17 protein-coding genes (1 of these 17 running past the window's edge) are annotated in these 19,330 nt (G+C 73.0%); 4 read left to right on the top strand and 13 right to left on the bottom strand.

Annotated features, from left to right (window positions below; genetic code table 11):
- Nucleotides 1-3 precede the first annotated feature (3 nt).
- The 9 genes from ACE101_RS16840 to ACE101_RS16800 form a co-directional block, all read right to left on the bottom strand.
- Nucleotides 4-246, bottom strand: a complete 243-nt coding sequence (locus tag ACE101_RS16840; RefSeq protein ID WP_379131627.1) for an STAS domain-containing protein — start codon at nucleotides 244-246, stop codon at nucleotides 4-6.
- Complete coding sequence (locus tag ACE101_RS16835; RefSeq protein WP_379131624.1) at nucleotides 246-2,783, bottom strand: chemotaxis protein CheA; 2,538 nt, start codon at nucleotides 2,781-2,783, stop codon at nucleotides 246-248. Before ACE101_RS16835 ends, ACE101_RS16840 begins: the two co-directional genes overlap by 1 nt.
- Nucleotides 2,780-3,151, bottom strand: a complete 372-nt coding sequence (locus tag ACE101_RS16830) for a response regulator (RefSeq protein ID WP_379131621.1) — start codon at nucleotides 3,149-3,151, stop codon at nucleotides 2,780-2,782. Before ACE101_RS16830 ends, ACE101_RS16835 begins: the two co-directional genes overlap by 4 nt.
- A 1-nt stretch (nucleotide 3,152) precedes the next feature.
- Nucleotides 3,153-4,016, bottom strand: coding sequence for a CheR family methyltransferase (locus tag ACE101_RS16825; protein ID WP_379131618.1), 864 nt, complete (start codon nucleotides 4,014-4,016; stop codon nucleotides 3,153-3,155).
- Between the two features lie 10 nt (nucleotides 4,017-4,026).
- On the bottom strand, nucleotides 4,027-4,626 hold the full coding sequence (locus tag ACE101_RS16820; RefSeq protein WP_379131616.1) for a HEAT repeat domain-containing protein: 600 nt from the start codon (nucleotides 4,624-4,626) through the stop codon (nucleotides 4,027-4,029).
- 11 nt (nucleotides 4,627-4,637) lie between these two features.
- Entirely contained in the window at nucleotides 4,638-5,690 is a 1,053-nt protein-coding gene (gene cheB, locus ACE101_RS16815; RefSeq protein ID WP_379131613.1) for a chemotaxis-specific protein-glutamate methyltransferase CheB, read from the bottom strand.
- Nucleotides 5,691-5,746: 56 nt separating this feature from the next.
- Nucleotides 5,747-7,303, bottom strand: a complete 1,557-nt coding sequence (locus ACE101_RS16810) for a chemotaxis protein CheW (protein ID WP_379131610.1) — start codon at nucleotides 7,301-7,303, stop codon at nucleotides 5,747-5,749.
- Between the two features lie 207 nt (nucleotides 7,304-7,510).
- The gene (locus ACE101_RS16805) at nucleotides 7,511-9,439 is read right to left on the bottom strand and encodes a methyl-accepting chemotaxis protein (protein ID WP_379131607.1); all 1,929 of its coding nucleotides are present in this window, start codon (nucleotides 9,437-9,439) and stop codon (nucleotides 7,511-7,513) included.
- A 439-nt stretch (nucleotides 9,440-9,878) separates the two neighbouring features.
- Nucleotides 9,879-12,362, bottom strand: coding sequence for a putative bifunctional diguanylate cyclase/phosphodiesterase (locus tag ACE101_RS16800; RefSeq protein ID WP_379131604.1), 2,484 nt, complete (start codon nucleotides 12,360-12,362; stop codon nucleotides 9,879-9,881).
- 366 nt (nucleotides 12,363-12,728) lie between these two features.
- Here ACE101_RS16800 and ACE101_RS16795 point away from each other — a divergent pair, with 366 nt between their 5' ends.
- The 3 genes from ACE101_RS16795 to ACE101_RS16785 all read left to right on the top strand — a co-directional run bounded on the left by ACE101_RS16795 (nucleotide 12,729) and on the right by ACE101_RS16785 (nucleotide 15,262).
- Nucleotides 12,729-13,193, top strand: coding sequence for a carboxymuconolactone decarboxylase family protein (locus tag ACE101_RS16795; protein WP_379131602.1), 465 nt, complete (start codon nucleotides 12,729-12,731; stop codon nucleotides 13,191-13,193).
- Complete coding sequence (locus tag ACE101_RS16790; RefSeq protein ID WP_379131600.1) at nucleotides 13,180-14,058, top strand: sigma-70 family RNA polymerase sigma factor; 879 nt, start codon at nucleotides 13,180-13,182, stop codon at nucleotides 14,056-14,058. Before ACE101_RS16795 ends, ACE101_RS16790 begins: the two co-directional genes overlap by 14 nt.
- A gap of 214 nt (nucleotides 14,059-14,272) precedes the next feature.
- Nucleotides 14,273-15,262 carry an Ldh family oxidoreductase gene (locus ACE101_RS16785; RefSeq protein WP_379131597.1) on the top strand — a complete coding sequence of 330 codons (990 nt, stop codon included), beginning with the start codon at nucleotides 14,273-14,275 and terminating at the stop codon, nucleotides 15,260-15,262.
- Nucleotides 15,263-15,351: 89 nt separating this feature from the next.
- On the opposite strand, the gene ACE101_RS16780 is transcribed toward ACE101_RS16785, so the two are convergent.
- Nucleotides 15,352-15,591 (bottom strand): hypothetical protein, encoded by a 240-nt coding sequence (locus tag ACE101_RS16780; RefSeq protein WP_379131595.1) that lies wholly within the window; start codon nucleotides 15,589-15,591, stop codon nucleotides 15,352-15,354.
- A gap of 209 nt (nucleotides 15,592-15,800) precedes the next feature.
- Here ACE101_RS16780 and ACE101_RS16775 point away from each other — a divergent pair, with 209 nt between their 5' ends.
- Nucleotides 15,801-16,811, top strand: coding sequence for a YeiH family protein (locus tag ACE101_RS16775; RefSeq protein WP_379138737.1), 1,011 nt, complete (start codon nucleotides 15,801-15,803; stop codon nucleotides 16,809-16,811).
- Nucleotides 16,812-16,856: 45 nt separating this feature from the next.
- Here ACE101_RS16775 and ACE101_RS16770 read toward each other — a convergent pair whose 3' ends face one another.
- The 3 genes in view from ACE101_RS16770 to ACE101_RS16760 are tightly spaced (at most 43 nt apart) and all read right to left on the bottom strand, a layout consistent with a single transcriptional unit that may run on beyond the window.
- A complete protein-coding gene (locus ACE101_RS16770) occupies nucleotides 16,857-17,477 on the bottom strand; it encodes a helix-turn-helix transcriptional regulator (protein WP_379131592.1) in 621 nt (206 codons plus the stop codon).
- On the bottom strand, nucleotides 17,474-18,616 hold the full coding sequence (locus ACE101_RS16765; protein WP_379131591.1) for a threonine synthase: 1,143 nt from the start codon (nucleotides 18,614-18,616) through the stop codon (nucleotides 17,474-17,476). Before ACE101_RS16765 ends, ACE101_RS16770 begins: the two co-directional genes overlap by 4 nt.
- Before the next feature lie 43 nt (nucleotides 18,617-18,659).
- Nucleotides 18,660-19,330, bottom strand: partial view of a DUF6328 family protein gene (locus ACE101_RS16760; protein WP_379131589.1) — the 3' portion only. It continues 283 nt past the right edge of the window; 671 of the gene's 954 nt are visible here — the last part of the coding sequence; its start codon lies beyond the right edge, outside the window — the gene reads right to left on this strand; the stop codon is at nucleotides 18,660-18,662.

The raw sequence follows: 19,330 nt of genomic DNA, 5'->3' as shown, positions 1-19,330 counted from the left end.
CCGTCAGGCCGGGTCACGGGGGAGGCCGGCGAGGCAGGCGGCGGTGACCGGGTCCACGGGCCGGCCCTCCAGGATGGGCCGGGCCGCGATCAGCACCTGGAGGACGGCCGTGTGGGCGTGGTCGAGCCCGCTCACGTCGATCCGGGGCGCCGCCGCCCCGCGCAGGGCGTCGAGGAGCGGTTCGGCCGTCTCGATCGGGCAGGAGCCGGTCAGGCGGATCGCGTCGTCGTCGAGGACAAGAGGCATCAGAGCAGATCCGGCAGGTTGAGGACGAGGAGGACGCGGCCGTCGCCGAGGAGCGCGGTGCCCGAGAAGCCCGTGAGGTCGGCGAGCAGGCCGTCGAGGGGCCGCACGATCACCTCCATGCGCTCCCGGAAGCCGTCGACCACGATGCCGATCCGGTCGCGCCCGATGCGCACCACCATCACGGCCTCCTCGGCCGGGGGCTCCCCGGGATGCGGCGGCAGGCCGAGGCGGTCGGCCAGCCGCAGCACCGGGATCACCGCGTCGCGCAGAACGAAGGTCTCCCGCTGCTTGATGCGGTGCAGGCCCGCCCGCGGCACCTTCACGGTCTCGGCCACCGCGTCCATGGCGACGCCGAATTGCTGGCCGCAGACCTCGATCGTGACGATCCGCGTCACCGCCATGGTCAAGGGCAGCTGCACCGTCACGCAGGTGCCCCCGCCGAGCCGGCTCGACAGCTGGACGTCGCCGCCCGCCTTGCGCACGGCGGTGCGGACCACGTCCATGCCGACGCCGCGGCCGGAGAGGTCGGACACCTGCTCGCGGGTGGAGAACCCGGCCGCGAAGACGAGTTCGACCGCCTCCTGCGGACTCATCTGGGCGGCCTGCTCGGCGCTGATCAGGCCCGCCCGCACGGCCTTGGCGCGCACCGCCTCGGGGTCGATGCCCTTTCCGTCATCGGCCACCTCGATGATGACGGTGTCGTTCTCCTGCCGGGCCGAGAGTCGGAGACGGCCCTCGGGGGGCTTGCCCGCGGCGCGGCGCTCGGCCGGCGTCTCGATGCCGTGGTCGAGGCTGTTGCGCACCATGTGGATGAGCGGATCGGCGAGGCTCTCCAGCACGTTCTTGTCGGCCTCGGTGTCCTCGCCCTGGATGACGAGCTCGACCTCCTTGCCGAGCTTGCGCGAGATGTCGCGCACGAGGCGGGGAAAGCGCTGGAAGACCTGGCTCACCGGCATCATGCGGATCGCCATGACGCCGACCTGAAGGCTCTGGGCGAGGCGGTCGATGACGGCGTACTGCTCCTTGATCTCGCGGCCGAGCTGGCGCGAGCCCGAGACCTGCTCGACCCGGCCGGCGAGGTAGGCGAGGCCGTTCTTGGCCACCGTGAGTTCGGCGACGAGGTTCATCAGCGCGTCGACCTTGCCTTGCTCGACCCGGAGCATGCGCGTCGGCGCCTTGGCGTCGGGCGCCTCCGCGGCAGGGGGCGCCGGCGCGGCGACGGGCGGCGCGGCCGGGCCGGGGGCCGATCCGCCCGGAACGGGTCCGCCCGGAACGGGCCCGCCCGGAACGGGCCAGAGCAGAGCGAGGAGCGGTGCCGGGTCGTGATTCTCCTCCGCCTGCGCGAGGGCGGCGGCGAGGGGCGCCGCCGTCTCCGGCGGCAGCAGGGGCAGGCAGCGGCGCAGCACCGTCGCGGCCGAGGCGAGGCGGCCCTCGGCGAGGCCGGCCTCGCCGGGCGTCGCCAGCATCTCCCCCTGCGCCGCCAGGATCGTGCCGAGTTCGCCGGGGACGGGGTCGGCGGGCCGGGTCTCGGGCGCCGGGCCGCCGATCTCCGCCACGAGCCGGGCGAGAACGGCCTCGTCCGCATCGCCCCCGGCGATCTCCGCGAGCCAGCGCAGCGCGCAGGCCTGCCGCGTCTCCTCGGCCACGATCCCCAGGAAGGCCCGGGCCACCCCCGCGAGGCCCGAATGCGCGCCGGTGGCGAGCAGCCGGGTCGCCTGCGCGGCGAATTCGCCGTACATCTCGGCCTCGTCCGCGCGCCCCGTGAGCTGCACGAGGGCGTCGGCGGCGATCACGGCGATCTGCGCCTGATCGGCCACGTAGCGCAGATGCTCGGCCACGGCGGCGGGCGGGGCCGCGGCGAGCGCCTCGAAGCGCAGCTGGCAGGCGAAGGGATCGAAGGCGTCGAGGTCCGCCAGCGGGCCGCGCGGCAGCACCCGGACCGCCAGGAGCCCGGGCGCCTCCCGCACCAGATGGGCCGGATCCTCGCCGCGGAAGAAGCAGGAATCGTCGGGCTCGTAGGCCCAGGCGGTGAGCCGGCCCTCCCGGGCGGCGGCCCGGTAGGCCGCCCGCAGCTCCGCCTCGGGGAACTCCGCCACCCAGGCGGGCGCCGCGGCCGGGGTGGCCGCGGCCGGTCCGGCCCCGGCCCCGGCCTCGCCGGCGGCGAGCCAGTGCCGCAGGGCGGCGACGCGCCCGGTCATGACCCTCTCGGCATCCGCGGGCAGCGCCTCGCGGGTCTCCAGCACGTCGATCCAGTGGGCGACGAGGTCGAGGCTGTCGAGGAGGCCGTCGACGATCGCCGGCTCCAGGGCGAGATGGCCGGTCCGCACCTCGACCAGCAGATCCTCGGCCGCGTGGACGAGGTGGGTCAGGGGCGCGATGTCGAAGAGCCCGGACGTGCCCTTGAGCGTGTGCACGGCGCGGAAGACGTCGTTGAGCGCCTCCGGGCTCTGCGCCTTCTCCAGGCGCAGCATGCCGCTGCCGGCGAGTTCCAGAAGCTCCCGGGCCTCCGGGATGAACTGGGCGAGCAGGGCGTTCACGACGCGGCTCCGGCCATGAGGGTGGCGATGCCCGCGAGGGTCTCGGGGCGCACGGGCTTGGTGAGGTAGAGGTTGGCGCCGGCCGCGAAGGCGCGGGTGCGGTCCTGCGGCCCGGCCTCGGTCGAGATCATCACGGCCGGCACCGCCTGCAGCTCCGGCATCCGCCGCCCCTGCCGCAGGAAGGCGTAGCCGTCCATCTTCGGCATGTTCACGTCGACGACGAGGAGGTCGAAGCGCTGCTCGATCGCCTTCTCCAGGGCCTCGAAGCCGTTGACCGCCTCCTCGACCGCGAAGCCTGCCGTCTCCAGCACGTCGCGGTAGTACATGCGGACGGTCGTGGCGTCGTCCACCACCAGCACACGGGCCATGTCACTCCTCCGCATCGGCGGGTTTCTGGTAGACGATCGCCTCGGCGAACTTGCGGATGGCGAACAGGGACGAGATCCGGCTCATCGATTCCGAATGGCCGAGGCAGACGAAGCCGCCGGGAACGAGCGCCTCGTAGATCGTCTGCGCGGCGTCCCGGCGGGACGCTTCGTCGAAGTAGATCAGGAGGTTGCGGCAGAACACGACGTCGAAGCCGCGGAACTGCCGGGTCGAGAGCGGATCCGAGAGATTGACCCGCTCGAAGGCGATCGAGTCGCGGATGGCGGGAATCACCTCGTAGCCGTCGCGCGTCCGGCGGGTGAAGCGCCTGAGCGTCTCGACGGGCACGTGCTGCACCGCACGCTCGCCGTAGAACCCGCGCCGGGCCTGAGCCAGGACGTTGGTGTCGATGTCCGAGGCGACGATCTCGACGTCGTGGCGGTCGACCTCGGGCCAGTTGTCGAGGAGCTGGAAAGCGATGGAATAGGGCTCCTCGCCCGTCGCGCACGGCACCGACCAGATCCGCACCGGCTCGCCCCGCGCCTTGCGCCGCGCGACCTCCGGCAGGATCGATTCCACGAGGCAGCGGAACTGGTACTCCTCGCGGTAGAAATAGGTCTCGTTCACCGTCATCAGGTTCACGAGATCCTGAAATTCCTGGCCGCTGGCCTGGAAGCGCATCATGTTGAAGTAGATGCGGAAGTCGCGCTGCCCGCTGGTCAGCATCCGCTCCTGCAGGCGCTTGTCCACGAAGTAGCGCTTGTTGTCGGCGAACATGATGCCGGTCCGGCGATAGAAGAAGTCGCGGAACCGGGAGAAGTCGTCGTCCGAGACGGCCGGGGCGAGGCGGGCCAGGGGCGCGTTCATCCGGGCCTCGTCAGGCGATGCGGCGGATGGCGGCGCGGGCCGCGAAATGCAGGAAGGGCTCGTCCGGGAAACGGGCCTTCGCCCCCTCGATCGCCGGAACCATCGCCGGGGTGCCGATCTCGGCCAGCACGTCGAGGGCCGCCGCGCAGACGTTCACGTGCGGATCCTCCGCAAGCGCCCGCAGGGCGAGGTCCCCGGCGGCCGGATGGCGCAGGGCCGCCAGCACGTTGACCGCGAAGATCCGGCGGTCGCTCGCCGGGTGGGACAGGCTCGCGGCGAGTGCGTCGAGCACCGCCCCGTCGAGATCCTGCAGCACCTCGATCGCGGCGTTGCGCAGCCAGACATCCTCCGAATCGAGCAGGCCGACGAGGTGCGCCACCGCCTCCGGCGAGCCGATCCGGGCGAGCGCGCCGAGGATCGCCTCGCGCACGCTGGTGTCGCCCTCGACGGCGAGGCGTTCCGCGAGGGGCGCCACGGCCTGCGGGTCGGCGGCCAGGCGGCGCGCCGCGTCCCGGCGGGCGGAGGCGCGCCCCTCGGCGAGGGCGGCGCGGGGATCGTCCGCGGGGTCGGGCGGCGGAGCGGTCGCGCGGGTCGAGCGGATGAGGGCCATGCGGGAAACCTTCAGGAGAGCCAGGTCCGGATCTGGCCGGGGATGGCGCGGGCGGTCAGGGTGAGGGAGGCGCCGCCGAGCCGGATGAGTTCGGCGGGCATCCCGAACACCACCGCGCTCGCCTCGGATTCGGCGATGGTGCGCCCGCCGGCCGCCCGCAGCTCCGCCATCGCGGCGGCGCCGTCGTCGCCCATGCCGGTGAGCTGGACCGCGATCAGGTGATCGGCCGGGAAGGCCTCCCGGGCCGTGCGCACGAGGCGCTCGACGCTCGGGTGCCAGCGCATCGCGGGGTCGCACGGCACCGAGGACACGATCTGGCGGCCGAGGCGGCTGCCGATCACCACGTCCGCGTCGCCGCGGCCGATGTAGATCCGGCCCGGCGTCAGCGGCGCGGGGCCCGTCACCTCGACCACCTCCAGGGAGCAGATCCGGTCGAGGCGCTGCGCGAAGGAGCCCGTGAAGGTCCCCGGCATGTGCTGGGCGACCACCACCGGCCAGGGCAGGTTCCCGGGCAGCTCGGGCAGGATGTCCTCGAGGGTCCGCGGGCCGCCGGTGGAGACCCCGATCAGGACGAGGCCGCCGACCCGGCCGAGGGGGGCGGCCCGGCGCGGCTGCACGGTGGCTTGGCGGGTGTGGCGCACGCGCGAGAGCAGCCCCCGGGCCCGCCGGGGCTTGGCGCTGACCGCCGCCGTGACCTTCTCCACCATCTCGCGGCGGATGGCGTCGATGTTGAGCGACACCGTGCCGCCGGGCTTCTCCACGTAGTCGACCGCCCCGAGCTGCATCGCTTCGAGCGTCGCCGGGGCGCTCGCGCGGGTGAGCGAGGAGACCATCACCACGGGCCGGGGCGCCGCCGTCATGATCTCGCCGAGGCAGGTCAGGCCGTCCATGTCGGGCATGTTGATGTCGAGGGTCACCACGTCCGGATCGAAGGCGGCCACTTGGTCGAGGGCGTCCTGGCCGTTGCGGGCGGTGCGGATCTCGAAGGCGCCCGTCTCCTCGAAGATGCTGCGCAGGTGTTTGCGCATCAGGGCGGAGTCGTCGACGATGAGGAGCTTCGGCATCGATGCTGCGGAGGCTGGGCGTGAGGGGGCCCGCCGCGTCGGCGGGGCGGGGATCGTCAAGCGGCCTGGCGCAGGTCGGCGACCTCGCGCCGGTTGAGGAGCCGGCCGACATTCAGCATCAGGATGATGCGGTTCTTCTCGGCGATGTTGGCGATCCGGTCGACGGCGCTGCCCTCGTCCTGCGCCAGGTCGGGCGCGGGCGCGATCACCGCGCGGGGGATCTTCAGCACCTCCGAGACCGAATCCACGATGAAGCCGGTGCGCACGCCGTCGATCAGGAAGACCATGATGCGCTGGCGGTCGGAGCGCTCCGTCTCGGGCAGGGCGAAGCGGCGGCGCTGATCGACCACCGGCAGGACGCTGCCGCGCAGGTTGACCACCCCCTCGATGAAGCGGGGCGTGCGGGGCACGCGGGTGAGCTGCTCGGGCACCCGCACGATCTCCTGCACGGCCTCGATCGGCACGCCGTATTCCTCCTCCGCGAGGCGGAAGACCACGAACTGCTCCTCCTCCGCGGTTCGGGCATCGAGGGTCCGCTCGTCCTGGGTCATGGTCGTGTCTCCCGTGAGGGCGCCCGCGCCGTCCGGCAGCGTGGCGGTGTCGAACAGGCGCTCGGCCGAGAGGATCGAGACGAGGCGCCGGCCCTGGTCGATCCGGCAGATCGCCTCGACCTCGCGCAGGGCTCCGCTCCCCGAGAACAGGTCCGGCAGGGGATCGACGATGGCGCGCGCGACGCGGAGCACCTCCTTGACCGTGTCGGTCACGATCCCGACCGAGCGGGGCTGTCCGTCCGCCTCCCAGGAGACCACGACGATGCGGCTCTGGTCGGAGAGCGGCGCCTCGGCGAGGCCGAACAGCATCCGCAGGCTCACGAGCGGCAGCAGGCGGTCGCGCAGGGTGATGACCCCGATCACCTGGGGCTCGGCATTGGGCACCGCGCTGATCTGGTCGGGGACCTGCACGATCTCCTGCACGTCGGCGATCGGCAGGGCGTATTCCTGGCCGGCGAGTTCGAAGGAGACGAGCTGGATCTCGTCCGAGACCGGTGCCGTGCCCGCGGCCCCCGGCACGTCGAGGACGCTGCCCTCGGCCCGGTCCGCTCGCCGTCCCGCCGCCGGTCCGCCGCGCTGGAGGAGCCGGGCGGGATCGATGATCATGATCATCGATCCCGCCCGCTTGATCATGCCCGACAGCATGCTGGTGTCGATGGTGGCGCGCAGGCCCTCGGTGCCCTCGATCTCCGCGGCATCGCTCGTCACCACGCTCGCCATGCGGTCGACGACGAAGCCGAGCGGCGTGCCCTGGCTGATCACCACCACGCGGGTGGCGTCGTCGTGGGGCCGGTCCGGCAGGGAGAACAGCCGCCGCAGGCTGGTGACCGGCAGCACCGCGCCGCGCAGGTTGGCGAGCCCCGCCAGGGAGGCGGGAGCGAGCGGCACGTCGACCATCTCGGGCAGGCGGATGATCTCCTGAACCTCGGCCAGCGGGACCGCGTAGGTCTCGCGGTCCACGTGGAAGGTCACGAACTGCCGCAGGGCCTGGGTGCCGGCCTCGTGCGGCTCGGCGGATGCCGCCGGGGCGTGAGGCCCCGCCGGTTGGGCGTGGGGAGACATGGGACGACTCATCGGCTGGAGGCGGTCGGGGCCGGGCCGCTGCCCCGGCAGCGGCCCGGCGGCATCGATTTCCGGTTGGTGGCCCGACGATTGCCAAGGCAATCGCGTCGCAAGCGGAAATCGTCTTCGCTCAAGGGTGCGCGGAGCCCTGCTCCGCGCCGCGGGGGCCGGCGATCCGGTGTCCGAACGGATCGTCCGGAGGCCGGATCACTCCTGGTTCTGGAGCTCGTCGGCGAGGGAGGCGATCTCCTCGACCGCGGCTGCGAGTTCCTCGGCGCCCTTGGACTGCTCGCGGGCGGCCTGCTGCGCCTCGACCGAGGCCCGGCTCGCCTGCTGGGCCGCCGTGGCGATCTCGTCGACGCCCTTCTTGGCCTCGCCGAGATTGCCGACGATCACGTTCGCTCCCTCGAGGATCTGACGGTTGCCTGCGAGCACCATCGCCATGTCGCGCTCGGCGGCGGCGAGGTCGGCGGTGATCGCCTTGTTCTTCTCGACCTCGCCCGCGGCCGCGGCGGAAATCTCCTCCAGGTCGCGGCGCACCACCACGATCTGGTCCTGGATCGCCTTGACGAGGTCCTTGATCCGCTCGGCGTTCTCCGACGAGTCGCGGGCGAGGTTGCGGATGTCGGTCGAGACCACCATGAAGCCCTTGCCGAACTCGCCGGCCCGGGCCGCCTCGATCGAGCCGTTGACGGCCAGCATGTTGGTCTGGATCGCCACCGTGGTGATCGCGTCGACGATCTTGTCGATCTTGCGGCTCACCTGTTCGAGGCCGTTGATCTGCTCGCGGCTGCGGTTCGTCTCCTGCAGCGACTGATCCACGCCGATGACGAGTTCATCCACGGCCTTGCGGTTCTCCAGAAGCTGGCTGTTGATCATGTCGCCCCGCTCCAGCGACTCGCGGGCGCGCTCCTGCGCCAGCATCGCTCCGCGCTCGATCTGCGAGATCGCCGCGGCGGATTGCTGGGAGGCGGCGGATTGCTGTTGGGAGCCCCGGTTGATCTGGTCGAGGGCGGTCATGATCTGGGCGGCGGCGCGGTTGATCTCCTCCACCGCCGAGGACAGCTCCTCGGCCGCCGAGGCCACTTCCTCGGAGCTCTTGGCGATGTCGGTGGAGTTCTTCAGCTCGTCGGCGAGCACCGAGAGTTCGTTCGAGGCCTGCTCGCTCTGGCCGAGGGCGGTGGTCTGCTGCTCGACGGTCTTGAGCGATTCCTCGCAGGCGGAGGATTGCTCCTCGGCCGCGGCGGCGATCGATTCCGAGCCCTTCTGCGCCTCGACCGCGGCCTTCTCGGATTCGGCCGAGGCGAGGGCGATCGCGTCGGCGGCCCGCATCACCTCGACCATGGCGGCGCGCACGCCGTCGAGCTGGGCCGTGACCGTCCGGCCCTTCTCGACCTCGAGCCGGGCGCTCTCGGCGGAGCTGTTGATGCCGTCGGCGATGACCTTCACGTCGGCCTGGATGCGGCCGATCAGCTCCTGGATCTCCTGGGCGCTCTTCTCGGACGTCTCGGCCAGCGTGCGCACCTCGTCGGCGACCACCGCGAAGCCCTTGCCGTGCTGGCCGGCCCGGGCGGCCTCGATGGCGGCGTTGAGGGCGAGCAGGTTGGTCTGGTCGGCGATCCGCGCCACCGCGCGCACGATGTCGCCGATATTGGCGGCCTGCCGCTCCAGCTCCACGATCAGCTTGACGGAAGCGGATTGGCGGTCGGCGGCGGTGGCGATCGACTGGATGCTGGCGGCGATCTGCTGGCCGACATTGGCGATGAGCGCCTGCAGCGCCTCCGATTTCTGCCGCGCGGTCTCGGCCTCCGTCTTCGAGGTGGTGATCGCCTCGCTCACCGCGGAGACGGCGCGCTGGGACTGGGCGGAGGCGCTGGCGGCCTGCTCGGCCCCGGCGGCGATCTGCTCCATCGCCTTGCGCAGCTCCTCGGCCGCCGAGGAGGCTTCCGCCACGCCGCTCGCGAGCTGCGTGGTCGCCGCGGCGATGCGCTCGGCCGCCTTCTGCTGCTTGGCGTAGGTCCGCGCCTTGCGGCGGTTCTCCTCGTTGAGCTTGCCGAGCTGCGTCAGGGCCGCCGGCTCGGCGCCGCGCGCCAGGGGTCTGGATGCGGACAGGGCGGCCTTCTTCACGAGAGCCATGTCGTTCGTCCTCTTGGAGAAAGCAGGCCGCTCCGCCCACGACGCAGATGCGGGATGCCGAAAGATGCGCCCCTCTCGGAGCATGCATAGGTCATAGTTTCGTTTAGTTAAGTTTGAATTAACGATAGCAGAAGCTGCTACTTTTCTTGCTCCACGATTTGGCATCGGGTTTCGTATCGCAACGTCGCCCGGCCCGCGCTTTTAGGGAAGAACATCAGTTGTGAAAGCAAGGACCGTGAGGGATTGGTACGGACAGGTCTGGTCGATGGCATCGCGAAACCTTTGAACCACGCGGTATCTCCGGCTCCGAATCTGCGATGCGCGGCGTGGGAGGGGGCCGTGCCGGACCCATCCCGCCGCAGGCCGGTGGCCGATGCGGTGGGCGATCCGAGAATGTCCGTCGGGCCGGCACCCGGCCGCGCCCGCGGTGCCGGGGCCGTCAGAAGGGGGCGTCGCCGACGAGGTGCAGGGGCCGGAGATGGCCGGCGCGCAGGGCGCTCGCGGCGAATTCCTCCGCCGGAACCGGCCGGCCGAAGAGGTAGCCCTGGCCCTCCTCGCAGCCCCGGCCGATCAGCTGCCGGCAGGCCGCCTCCGTCTCGACGCCCTCGGCGATCACCGCGAGGTCGAGGCTGCGGCCCAGCATCAGCACCGTGCCGACGATGGCTTGGTCCTGGGCGGATGCGTCGAGATGCTGCACGAAGGAGCGGTCGATCTTCAGCCGGGTCAGCGGAAAGCGCTTCAGCAGGCTCAGCGATGCGTAGCCGGTCCCGAAATCGTCGAAGGCGAGGCCGACCCCCATCTCCCGCAGCGCGTGCAGGGGGGCGAGGAGCGCGTCGTCGTGGCCGAGGACGATGGTCTCGGTGATCTCCAGTTCCAGCGCGGAGCCCGGCAGGTCCGCCTCGGCGAGCGCCCTTCTCACCTCGTCGACGAGATCCTCCGCGTAGAACTGCGCGCTGAACAGGTTGATGCTGATGCGCAGGCCCTCGGCGCCCGCGGCACGCCAGGCCGCCGCCTGCGCGCAGGCCTTGCGCAGCACCCAGCGGCCCACTGCGGCCGCGTGGCGGCTGCCGTCCACGGCGGGGAGGAACTCGGCCGGGTTCAGGATGCCGTGCTCGGGATGCCGCCAGCGCAGCAGGGCCTCCGCGCCGACGACCGCCCGGTCGCGCAGGCGCACCTGCGGCTGGTAGACGAGCGTGAATTCCTCGGCGCTCAGCGCCCGCGGCAATTCCTGCTGGCGCAGGGTCCAGCGCAGGGCCGCCCGGCGCATCGCGGGGGTGAACACCCGGTGGCAGTGCCGGCCCGAGCGCTTGGCCTCCGAGAGGGCCATGTCCGCGCAGGTGAGGAGGTCGTCCGGGCGCGGCGCGTGGATCGGGCTCAGCGCGATGCCGATGCTGGCGCCGAGATGGAGGCTCTGCTCCTCGACCCGGAACGGCTCGGCGAGGCTGCGCAGGATCGCCTCGGCGGTGTGGCCCGCGGCGGGGGGATCGGAGAGCCCGGGCAGCAGGATCGCGAATTCGTCGCCGCCCATTCGCGCCACGAGGCCGTCCGCGCCGACGCAGGAGACGAGACGCTGGCCCGCCTGCTGGATCAGGGCGTCGCCGGCCGCGTGGCCGAGGCTGTCGTTGACCTTCTTGAACCCGTCGAGATCGATCATCATGACCGCCGCGTCGGGCGCGGCGGCGAGGGGGGCGAGGGCGCGGGCGAGGCCGCGCCGGTTGCTCAGCCCGGTGAGCCCGTCCGTCTCCGCCTGGCGTCGCAGGGTCGTCAGCAGGGCGGTGCGCTCGCGCACCCGCTCGCGCAGGATGAGCAGCGCGTCGAACAGGCGCGCGATCTCGCGGATGCGGACCGGCATCCGCACCGGGTCCGGATCGCGCTCCTCCGCAAGGGCGATCACGCTCGCGCGGGCGGCGAGGAGGGGGCGCAGCACCGCGTTCCGCAGGGACCGCAGCAGGAGCGCGACGGTTCCGATGAGGGCGAGCGCGCCCCCGGACAGGAGGACGAGGCGCAGGAAGGCGGCCTCGTGCTCCTGGGCGAGCCGCTCGTTCACCCAGCCGAGATAGGCGTGGCGCAGCTCCTCCAGCGACCTCAGGGTCGGCACGTAGCGGAGCATGAATTCGTCGCCGCCGAGGGAGTAGCGGCCCGAATCCCGCCCCTCCGCGATCACGGTGCCGACGATCCCGAGGCCGCGCTGGAAGAAGGCGGCCTCGGCCTCCCCCATCGCCGCCTCCAGGCGGTTCTCCTGCCCGAACGCCGCCTGGCCGTGCAGGACGCGCCGCATCTCCAGGACGCGGCTCCGGCCCGTGAGGGCCTCGTCGAGCTGGGCCGGGGTCAGAGGGGCCCGCGCGACGACCGCCGGGACCAGCGCGGAGGCGATCCGCCCGGCATGGTCCCGCAGGTCGCCGAGGAGATGCCCGATCACGGCCGGGCCGGCCAGGGCCGCGTCGGCCCGGCCGAGGGCCCCGGCCTCCCAGGCGACCGCCTCCTCGAAGGATTCGGCGGCGGCGATCATGGCCGCGACGGCCCGCTCGATCTCCGCCTCCGGCCGCGCGGCGGGCGCGAGCGCGGCGACCCGGTCGACCTCCCGCCGTGCCACCTCCAGCCGTGCCGTCGTCGCCGCCACCAGGGCTTCGGGCAGGCGGTAGGTGCGGTGGCCGGGCGTGCCGGCCGCCTCGGGCTCGCGCAGAGCCGCGAGCTGGCGGTCGCTGGCGGTGCGCAGGTCGGCCAGACGCGCCGCGAGGGCCGGGTTGCCCGGCGCCGAGGCCAGGGCGAGATTCGCCGGGCCGCGCTCCGCCGAGAGGCGGTTGGCGGCGTCGAGCACGAGCCGGAAATGATCGAAATCGGCGAGCCGCTTCTGGCTGCGGCGATAGCCGTCGATGGACGGCACGACCGCGCCGGCCGCCAGCGCGAGGAGGCTCGCGCCCATCAGGAGGGCCGTGCCGCGAAGCTTGCCTCCGAGGCTCGCCTGTCCTCTGGATCGGGCCCTCAGCTCCACACGGTTCTCCGCCTCTCGCTCCGGCCGCAAATTCCGGCCGACTGCCCCGGCCGAGCCCTTCTCCGTCGCATCCCTCGCGGCCCTTGAGTCGGCGGGCGCCAGCCTATCTGACGAAGATGACGCGAAACAATCGGCGAGCTTTAGGCCCTGCCGGCCGCGGCGCAAAGCGGGTCCCGCGGCCTCGCCGTCCTGCCGGTCCGGGCGATCCGGCGCGCGGTCGCGCAAGGGCCCTGTCACACCGGGCGGGGCTGTCTCGTCAGGGGAGCGAGCGTGCATGGGGCACGCGGGAGATGGACGATGACCCCCCGTTTGCAGAATCCTCACAAGCTGGCGCCCGCTTCCATTCAGGCGATGATGGCGCTGGAGGCGAGCTTCAGGGCCGGGCCCCTGGAGCCGGCGCTGATGGAACTCGTGAAGATGCGGGCCTCGCAGATCAACGGCTGCGCCTTCTGCCTGCACATGCACGCCACCGACGCCCGCCGGCACGGGGAGACCGAGATGCGCCTCCATATGCTGAACGCGTGGCGGGAATCCCCGCTCTACACCCCGCGCGAGCGCGCCGCCCTCGCCTGGACCGAGGCGCTGACCCGCCTGTCCGAGACCGGCGCCCCGGATGCCGACTATACGCGGCTCGCCGCCGAGTTCAGCGAGGCCGAGCAGGTGCAGCTCACGCTGCTGATCGGCGCCATCAACGTCTGGAACCGGCTCCAGGTCGGCTTCCGGGTGCCCCATCCCGGCGAGGCGGGTCGTGACGCCGCCTGACGCGGCGACGGCAGCCTTCGAGGCGCAGCGCCCCCGGCTCCTGCGCCTCGCCTACCGCATGCTCGGATCCGTCACGGAGGCCGAGGATGCGGTGCAGGACGCGTGGCTGCGCTGGCGGGGCGTCGAGGCGGCCATCGACACGCCCGCCGCCTACCTGACCCGCATCGTCACGCGGCTCTGCCTCGACCGGATGAAATCCGCGCGGGCGCGCCGCGAGACCTATGTGGGGGCCTGGCTCCCCGAGCCGCTGATGGGCAGCACGGAGCCGGAGGAGCCCGAGGACGACCTCACCCTGACCCTGATGCTCGCCCTGGAGCGGCTCTCGCCCCTCGAGCGGGCGGCCTTCCTGCTGCACGACGTGTTCGGCGTCGCCCTGAACGAGGTGGCCGGCACCCTCGGGCGTGAGCCCGCGGCGGTGCGCCAGCTCGCGGTGCGGGCGCGCCGGCACGTCCAGGCGGCGCGCCCGCGCTACGCCGTCGATCCGGGCGAAGCCGAGCGCATCGCCGCCGCCTTCTTCGCGGCCTCGCGGGACGGCGACACGCAGGCCCTCGGCCGGATGCTGGCCGACGACGTGGTGCTGCGCTCCGATGGCGGCGGCCGGGTGATCGCCTTCCGCAACCCGATCGTCGGGAGCGCCCGCGTGCTGCGGCTCTATGCGGGCCTGCGCCGCAAGCACGGGCTCGCGCCGCCCCGGCTGCTGCGCCCGGTCTGGATCGACGGCCTGCCCGGCTTCGTCAGCGCGGATCGCGGCGGGATCCTCCAGACCACGGCGCTCGCGATCGAGGAAGGGCGCATCGCGGCGATCTACGTCACGCGCAACCCCGACAAGCTGGGACACGTGGTGCGGATGCTCGAAGCGGGATGAGACGGTTTCCGGACGTGATCGTCCGGAAACCGTCTCACGAGCCCGCGCGGCGCGGAGCAAGGCTCCGCGCACCCCTGAGCGAAGCGGAAACCGCATGCCGGTGTCCCGCCGCGCCGGCCTCCTGTATGTCTTCGCGCGCGGCGGAGGAGATCGGGATGCGGGTGCAGGATGGGGGAGCGCGGAGCGCGGGCCGCGCCTCCGGGGGGCCGGCCGGATGCCGGTGCTGACGCTCGCCGCCGCGCAGGACCTCGCCGCCGCGGCGCTGATCCGCGCGGGCGCCCGCCCGGAGGCCGCCGCCAGCACGGCCCGGGCCCTCGTGGCCGCCGAGGCGGACGGCCTGAAGGGGCACGGCCTCGCGCGCCTGCCGGCCTACGCGGCGCAGCTGCGCAGCGGCAAGGTGGCGGGCGCCGCCGTGCCGAGCCTCACCCGGCCGCGGCCCGGCCTCCTCGCGGTCGACGCCGCGCACGGCTTCGCCTATCCGGCCCTCGACCTCGCCGTCGCGGCGCTGCCGGCGCCGGCCCGCGCGCAGGGGATCGCGGCGGCCGGCATCCGCCGTTCGCATCATTGCGGCGCGGCCGGGCAGCCCGTCGAAGCCCTGGCGGATCGGGGGCTGGTCGCGCTCCTCTTCGCCAACACCCCCGCCGCCATGGCGCCCTGGGGCGGCACGGCGGCCGTGTTCGGCACCAATCCGGTCGCCTTCGCCTGCCCGCTGCCGGCCCGGCCGCCGATCGTGGTCGATCTCTCGCTCTCGAAGGTGGCGCGCGGCGCCATCATGGCCGCCCGCCAGCGGGGCGAGCCGATCCCCGAGGGCTGGGCCCTCGACGCGGCGGGCCGGCCCACCACCGATCCGGCCGCGGCGCTCGCGGGCACCATGGTGCCGCTCGGCGACGCCAAGGGCACGGCCCTCGCGCTCATGGTCGAGCTGCTCGCCGCCGGGCTCACCGGCGGACGCTACGCCGCCGAGGCGAGCTCCTTCCTCGACGCCGAGGGCGGACCGCCGGGCACAGGCCAGCTTCTTCTCGCCATCGATCCGGAGGCCTTCGGTCCCGGCGCCCTGCCCCGTTTCGCGGACCTCGCGGCGGCGATCGAGGGACAGGCGGGCGCCCGCCTGCCGGGCGCGCGCCGTCTCGCCCTGCGGGCGCGGGCCGCCGCCGCGGGGATCGACCTGTCCGAGGCGCTCCTGGCGGAGATCCGCGCCCTATGATCGCGCGCGCCGTCGCGGCCGCTCGCGCGGCGGTGTATTGAGACGGGATGGAGGCTGCTCTCGCAGGATGCGCCCGGGTCGCGGGCGGCTCAGGGCGTCGCGACGAGGGCGGCGAGATGCATGCGCACGGCCGCGACGGTCTGCGTGACCGGCGCCGGATCGACGTAGATCCGGCCGGCGACGAGGGTCAGGGCAAGGGTCCAGAACACCGCGACCGCGACGCTGCGGGCGCGCCGGTCGCCGGGCGACGGCGCGCTCTCGCGGCCCGCGTCCAGCGGCTCGCCGTAAGGATCGAACGCGACCGCGCGCGCTTCCAGCCTCTCGCTCATGGCGGGCAATGTCGCGCTCGCGCCCCCGCGAATCAATGGACGCATCTTCCAAAGTCGTTCCGCGAAGGAGATGAAAAATCTCTCATGATGATCCGGCGCAGATGCTTTCTCCTCCACGCCCCGCGGAATCCCCGATGACGTCGAAAACATCTCCCAAGGCGGGCGCCTCCAAGGAGGCCGCGGCGCCGCGCGGTGCCGAGGTGACCGCGATGCTGCCGGGGATCGCCCTCTGCCTCGCGATCACGGTGGTGGCGGTGGCCGTCCAGTCGGCGGAGGAGCACGCGCTCGGCCATCCCTACATCGAGGCGCTGGTGGTCGCGATCCTCCTCGGCATCGCGCTGCGCACGGCCTGGGCGCCGAGCGCCCGCTTCCGGCCCGGCATCGCCTTCAGTGCCAAGCAGATCCTGGAGGTGGCGGTGACGCTGCTCGGGGCCTCGATCAGCCTCGGCGCGATCGTCGCCTCGGGGCCGGCCCTGCTCACCGGCATCGTCGGCACCGTGGCGCTCGCCATCACCGCGAGCTTCGCCATCTGCCGCCTGCTCGGCCTGCCCGCCCGCATGGCGATCCTGGTGGCCTGCGGCAACGCCATCTGCGGAAATTCCGCGATCGCCGCCGTGGCGCCGGTGATCGGGGCGGACGGCAAGGACGTGGCGGCCTCCATCGCCTTCACGGCGGTGCTCGGCGTGCTGATGGTGCTGGGGCTGCCGCTCTTCATCCCGCTCGCCGGCCTCTCCGAGCATCAGTACGGGGTTCTGGCCGGGCTGACCGTCTACGCGGTGCCGCAGGTGCTCGCCGCGACCGTGCCGGTGGGGCTGCTCAGCACGCAGGTCGGCACTCTGGTGAAGCTGGTGCGGGTGCTGATGCTCGGCCCCGTGGTGGTGGCCTTCTCGCTCATCGCGAGCCGCCTGCCGCCGGAGGGGCCGGCGCCCGCGAAGGCGCCCGGGCGGCTCGGCTTCACCAAGCTGGTGCCCTGGTTCATCCTCGGCTTCCTGGCCCTCGCGACCGCCCGGTCGCTCGGGCTGATCCCGGAGGCGGCCTCGCGGCCGGTGACGCAGCTCGCGGGCTACCTGACCGTGGTGTCGATGGCGGCCCTCGGCCTCGGCGTCGACCTGCGGGTCCTCGCCCGGGTCGGCGGGCGCGTGACGCTGGCGGTGACGGGCTCCCTCGCGGTGCTGCTCGTCATCAGCCTCGCGCTGATCTGGACGCTGCGCATCGCCTGATGCGGTTTCCGAACGATCCGTTCGGAGATCGCATGACCATCCGGATCATTTGGCATCCGCATAGACCGTGGCCCGCGAGACGCCGAGATGGGCCGCGATGACGTCGGCGGCCCGCCGCACCTCCAGGCAGCCCGCCGCCCGGAGTTCGCGCAGGAGGTCGCGGCGCTCCTCGGCCCGGAGCGCCCGCGGCGTGGTGGCGTGCCGCGCCGCATAGGCGTCGATGCGGGCGCGGATTCCCGCCGCTCCGGCGGACGCCAGGGAATCCGGCTCGGGCCCGGCCACCCGGGTGAAGCGCCCGATGACGCCCTGCAGGGCGTTGAACAGGGTCAGGTCGATGTTCAGGCACAGGGCCGCCACGAAGGTCCCGCTCGCGTCCTTGATGCCGATCGAGGTGCTCTTCGCCGGCCGTCCATCCGCGAAGCTGTTGGGATGATTGGCGATGACCGCCGGGACGTCGGGATCGGCGATGCGCGCGAGGCCGAGTTCCGTCGCCGGATCGCCGATCGCGCGGCCCGACAGGTTGTTGTGGATCGCCAGGATGGCGTGGTGCGGGTCGGTGAGGTCGTGCAGGACCACCTCGCAGAAGGGCGCGAAGGTCTCGGCGAGCCCCTCGGCGACGGCGCGGAGCTGGTCGTGCAGAAGGGCCGCCTCCGGGAGCGCCGTCACGCCTCCGGCTCCCGCTCCACGAGGTCGGCGACCGTGCCCGCCGCCTTCAGGCCGGTACCGGTGACGATGACGGCCACCGTCTCGCCGGCCGTGATCGCGCCCGAAGCGGCGAGCCGGTCGAGGGCGGCGGCCGCGCTCGCGCAGGTCGGCTCGGCGAACAGGCCCGCCCGGGCAAGGCGCCGCAGGGCGGCGACGATCTCGTCCTCGGTGAGCGCCACGGTGCCGCCGCCGCTCTCCCGCAGGGCCCCGACGATCTCGCGCAGGCGCATCGGGTGCTTGATCGCCGTGCCCTCGGCGATGGTCCGATGCACCGGGCGCGGCACCGGCGTGTCGCGCCCGGCCTGGAAGCTCGCATCGACGGGCGAGCAGTTGAGCGGCTGGGCCGCGTAGAGGCGGGGCAGCCGATTGATCTGCCCGGCCCGCAGCAATTCCCGGAAGCCGAAGGCGCAGCCGAGCAGGCTGCTGCCCGCGCCCACCGGCATGATCACCGCGTCCGGCGCCCGGAAGCCGAGATCCTCCCACAGCTCGTAGGCGAGCGACTTGGTGCCTTCGAGGAAGAACGGGTGCCAGTTGTGGCTCGCGTAGAAGGTCCGGTCCGACTGGCGGATCGCCGCGGCCTCGGATTCCTCGCGCGGTCCCTCGACGAGCTGCACCGCGGCGCCGTAGGCGCGCACCTGGGCGATCTTGGCCGGCGAGGTGCTGGCGGGGGCGAGGATCGTCACGCGCAGGCCTCCGGCGGCGCCGTAGCCCGCCACCGAGGAGCCGCCATTGCCCGAACTGTCCTCCAGCACCGCGTCGATCCCGAGCTGACGCAGGAAGGACAGCATCACGGTGGTGCCGCGGTCCTTGAAACTGCCGGTCGGGTTGAACCATTCGAGCTTGAAGACCGGGCGCAGATCTCCCCAGGGGCGCTGCACCAGCGGCGTGCAGCCTTCCCCGAGACTGATCGGATCGTCGATCGCCACCGGCAGCGCGGCGCCGTAGCGCCACAGGGAGCGCGTGCCGCGGGCGATCTCGTCGCGCCCGATGCCCGGCCCCGGCGTGACGAGGAGCGGCCGGCGCTCGTCCGAGCACCAGCGCGGCACCTCCAGCGGGTAGCGGCCGCCGCCGATCGGTTCGATGTAGCTGGCCGCTGCCATCGGGATTCCCTCGCTGATCGTCGTCTGGGAAGAAAGTCTGATTTCAGACAGTTTGTCCAGACGATGTCGGCCCGACGGGCGCAGGCTGCCGACGCTGCCGCAGCACCAGAGGCGTCACGTGCCACAGGCCGACGAGCCCGCAGAGGGCGATGCCCGCCGCCGCGATGCCCCAGAACGGCGACCCGGCGACCTTCGCGACGACGATCCCGAGATCGGCCGCGATCCCGAGCGCCAGCGTGACGCTCGCGGCGAGGAGGAAGCGCGTCCCGAGCCGGTGGAGCGCCGGGCTGTCCTCCCCCGCATAGACGATCCGGTGGAAGGCCGCCGGGGCGATGAGCCAGATCACCGTGAGGGCGATCAGGCCGAGGGCGGCCACATGGACGACCCGGGCCGGGAGAGGCAGGGTCCCGAACGCTTCCGTGAAGGTGATGACGAGCTGGAACCCGAGCAGCGCCTGCGCTCCCGGCAGCATCACGCGCGCCTCGGTGAGCATCTGCTCGATCTTCACGTCGAGCGGGGTGGAGCCGGGTTCGGGTTCGGCCGCGGCCATGGCGCGCTCACGGCCCCCGGTGCGGCGCGCCCGCGCCGTCGCGAGACCGAACCAGACGATGAGCGCCGTGAGTCCGGCCGCGAATCCGGCGGCTGCAGCGGCCGGGGTTCCGAGCACCCGCTCGACGACGAGGAAGAGGTCCGCCCCGAGCACCAGCGCGAAGG

Source organism: Methylobacterium carpenticola (assembly GCF_042748905.1).
GTDB lineage: Bacteria > Pseudomonadota > Alphaproteobacteria > Rhizobiales > Beijerinckiaceae > Methylobacterium > Methylobacterium carpenticola.
The sequence above is the reverse complement of the archived record's forward strand: the minus strand, read 5'-3'. Positions and strand labels throughout refer to the sequence as shown.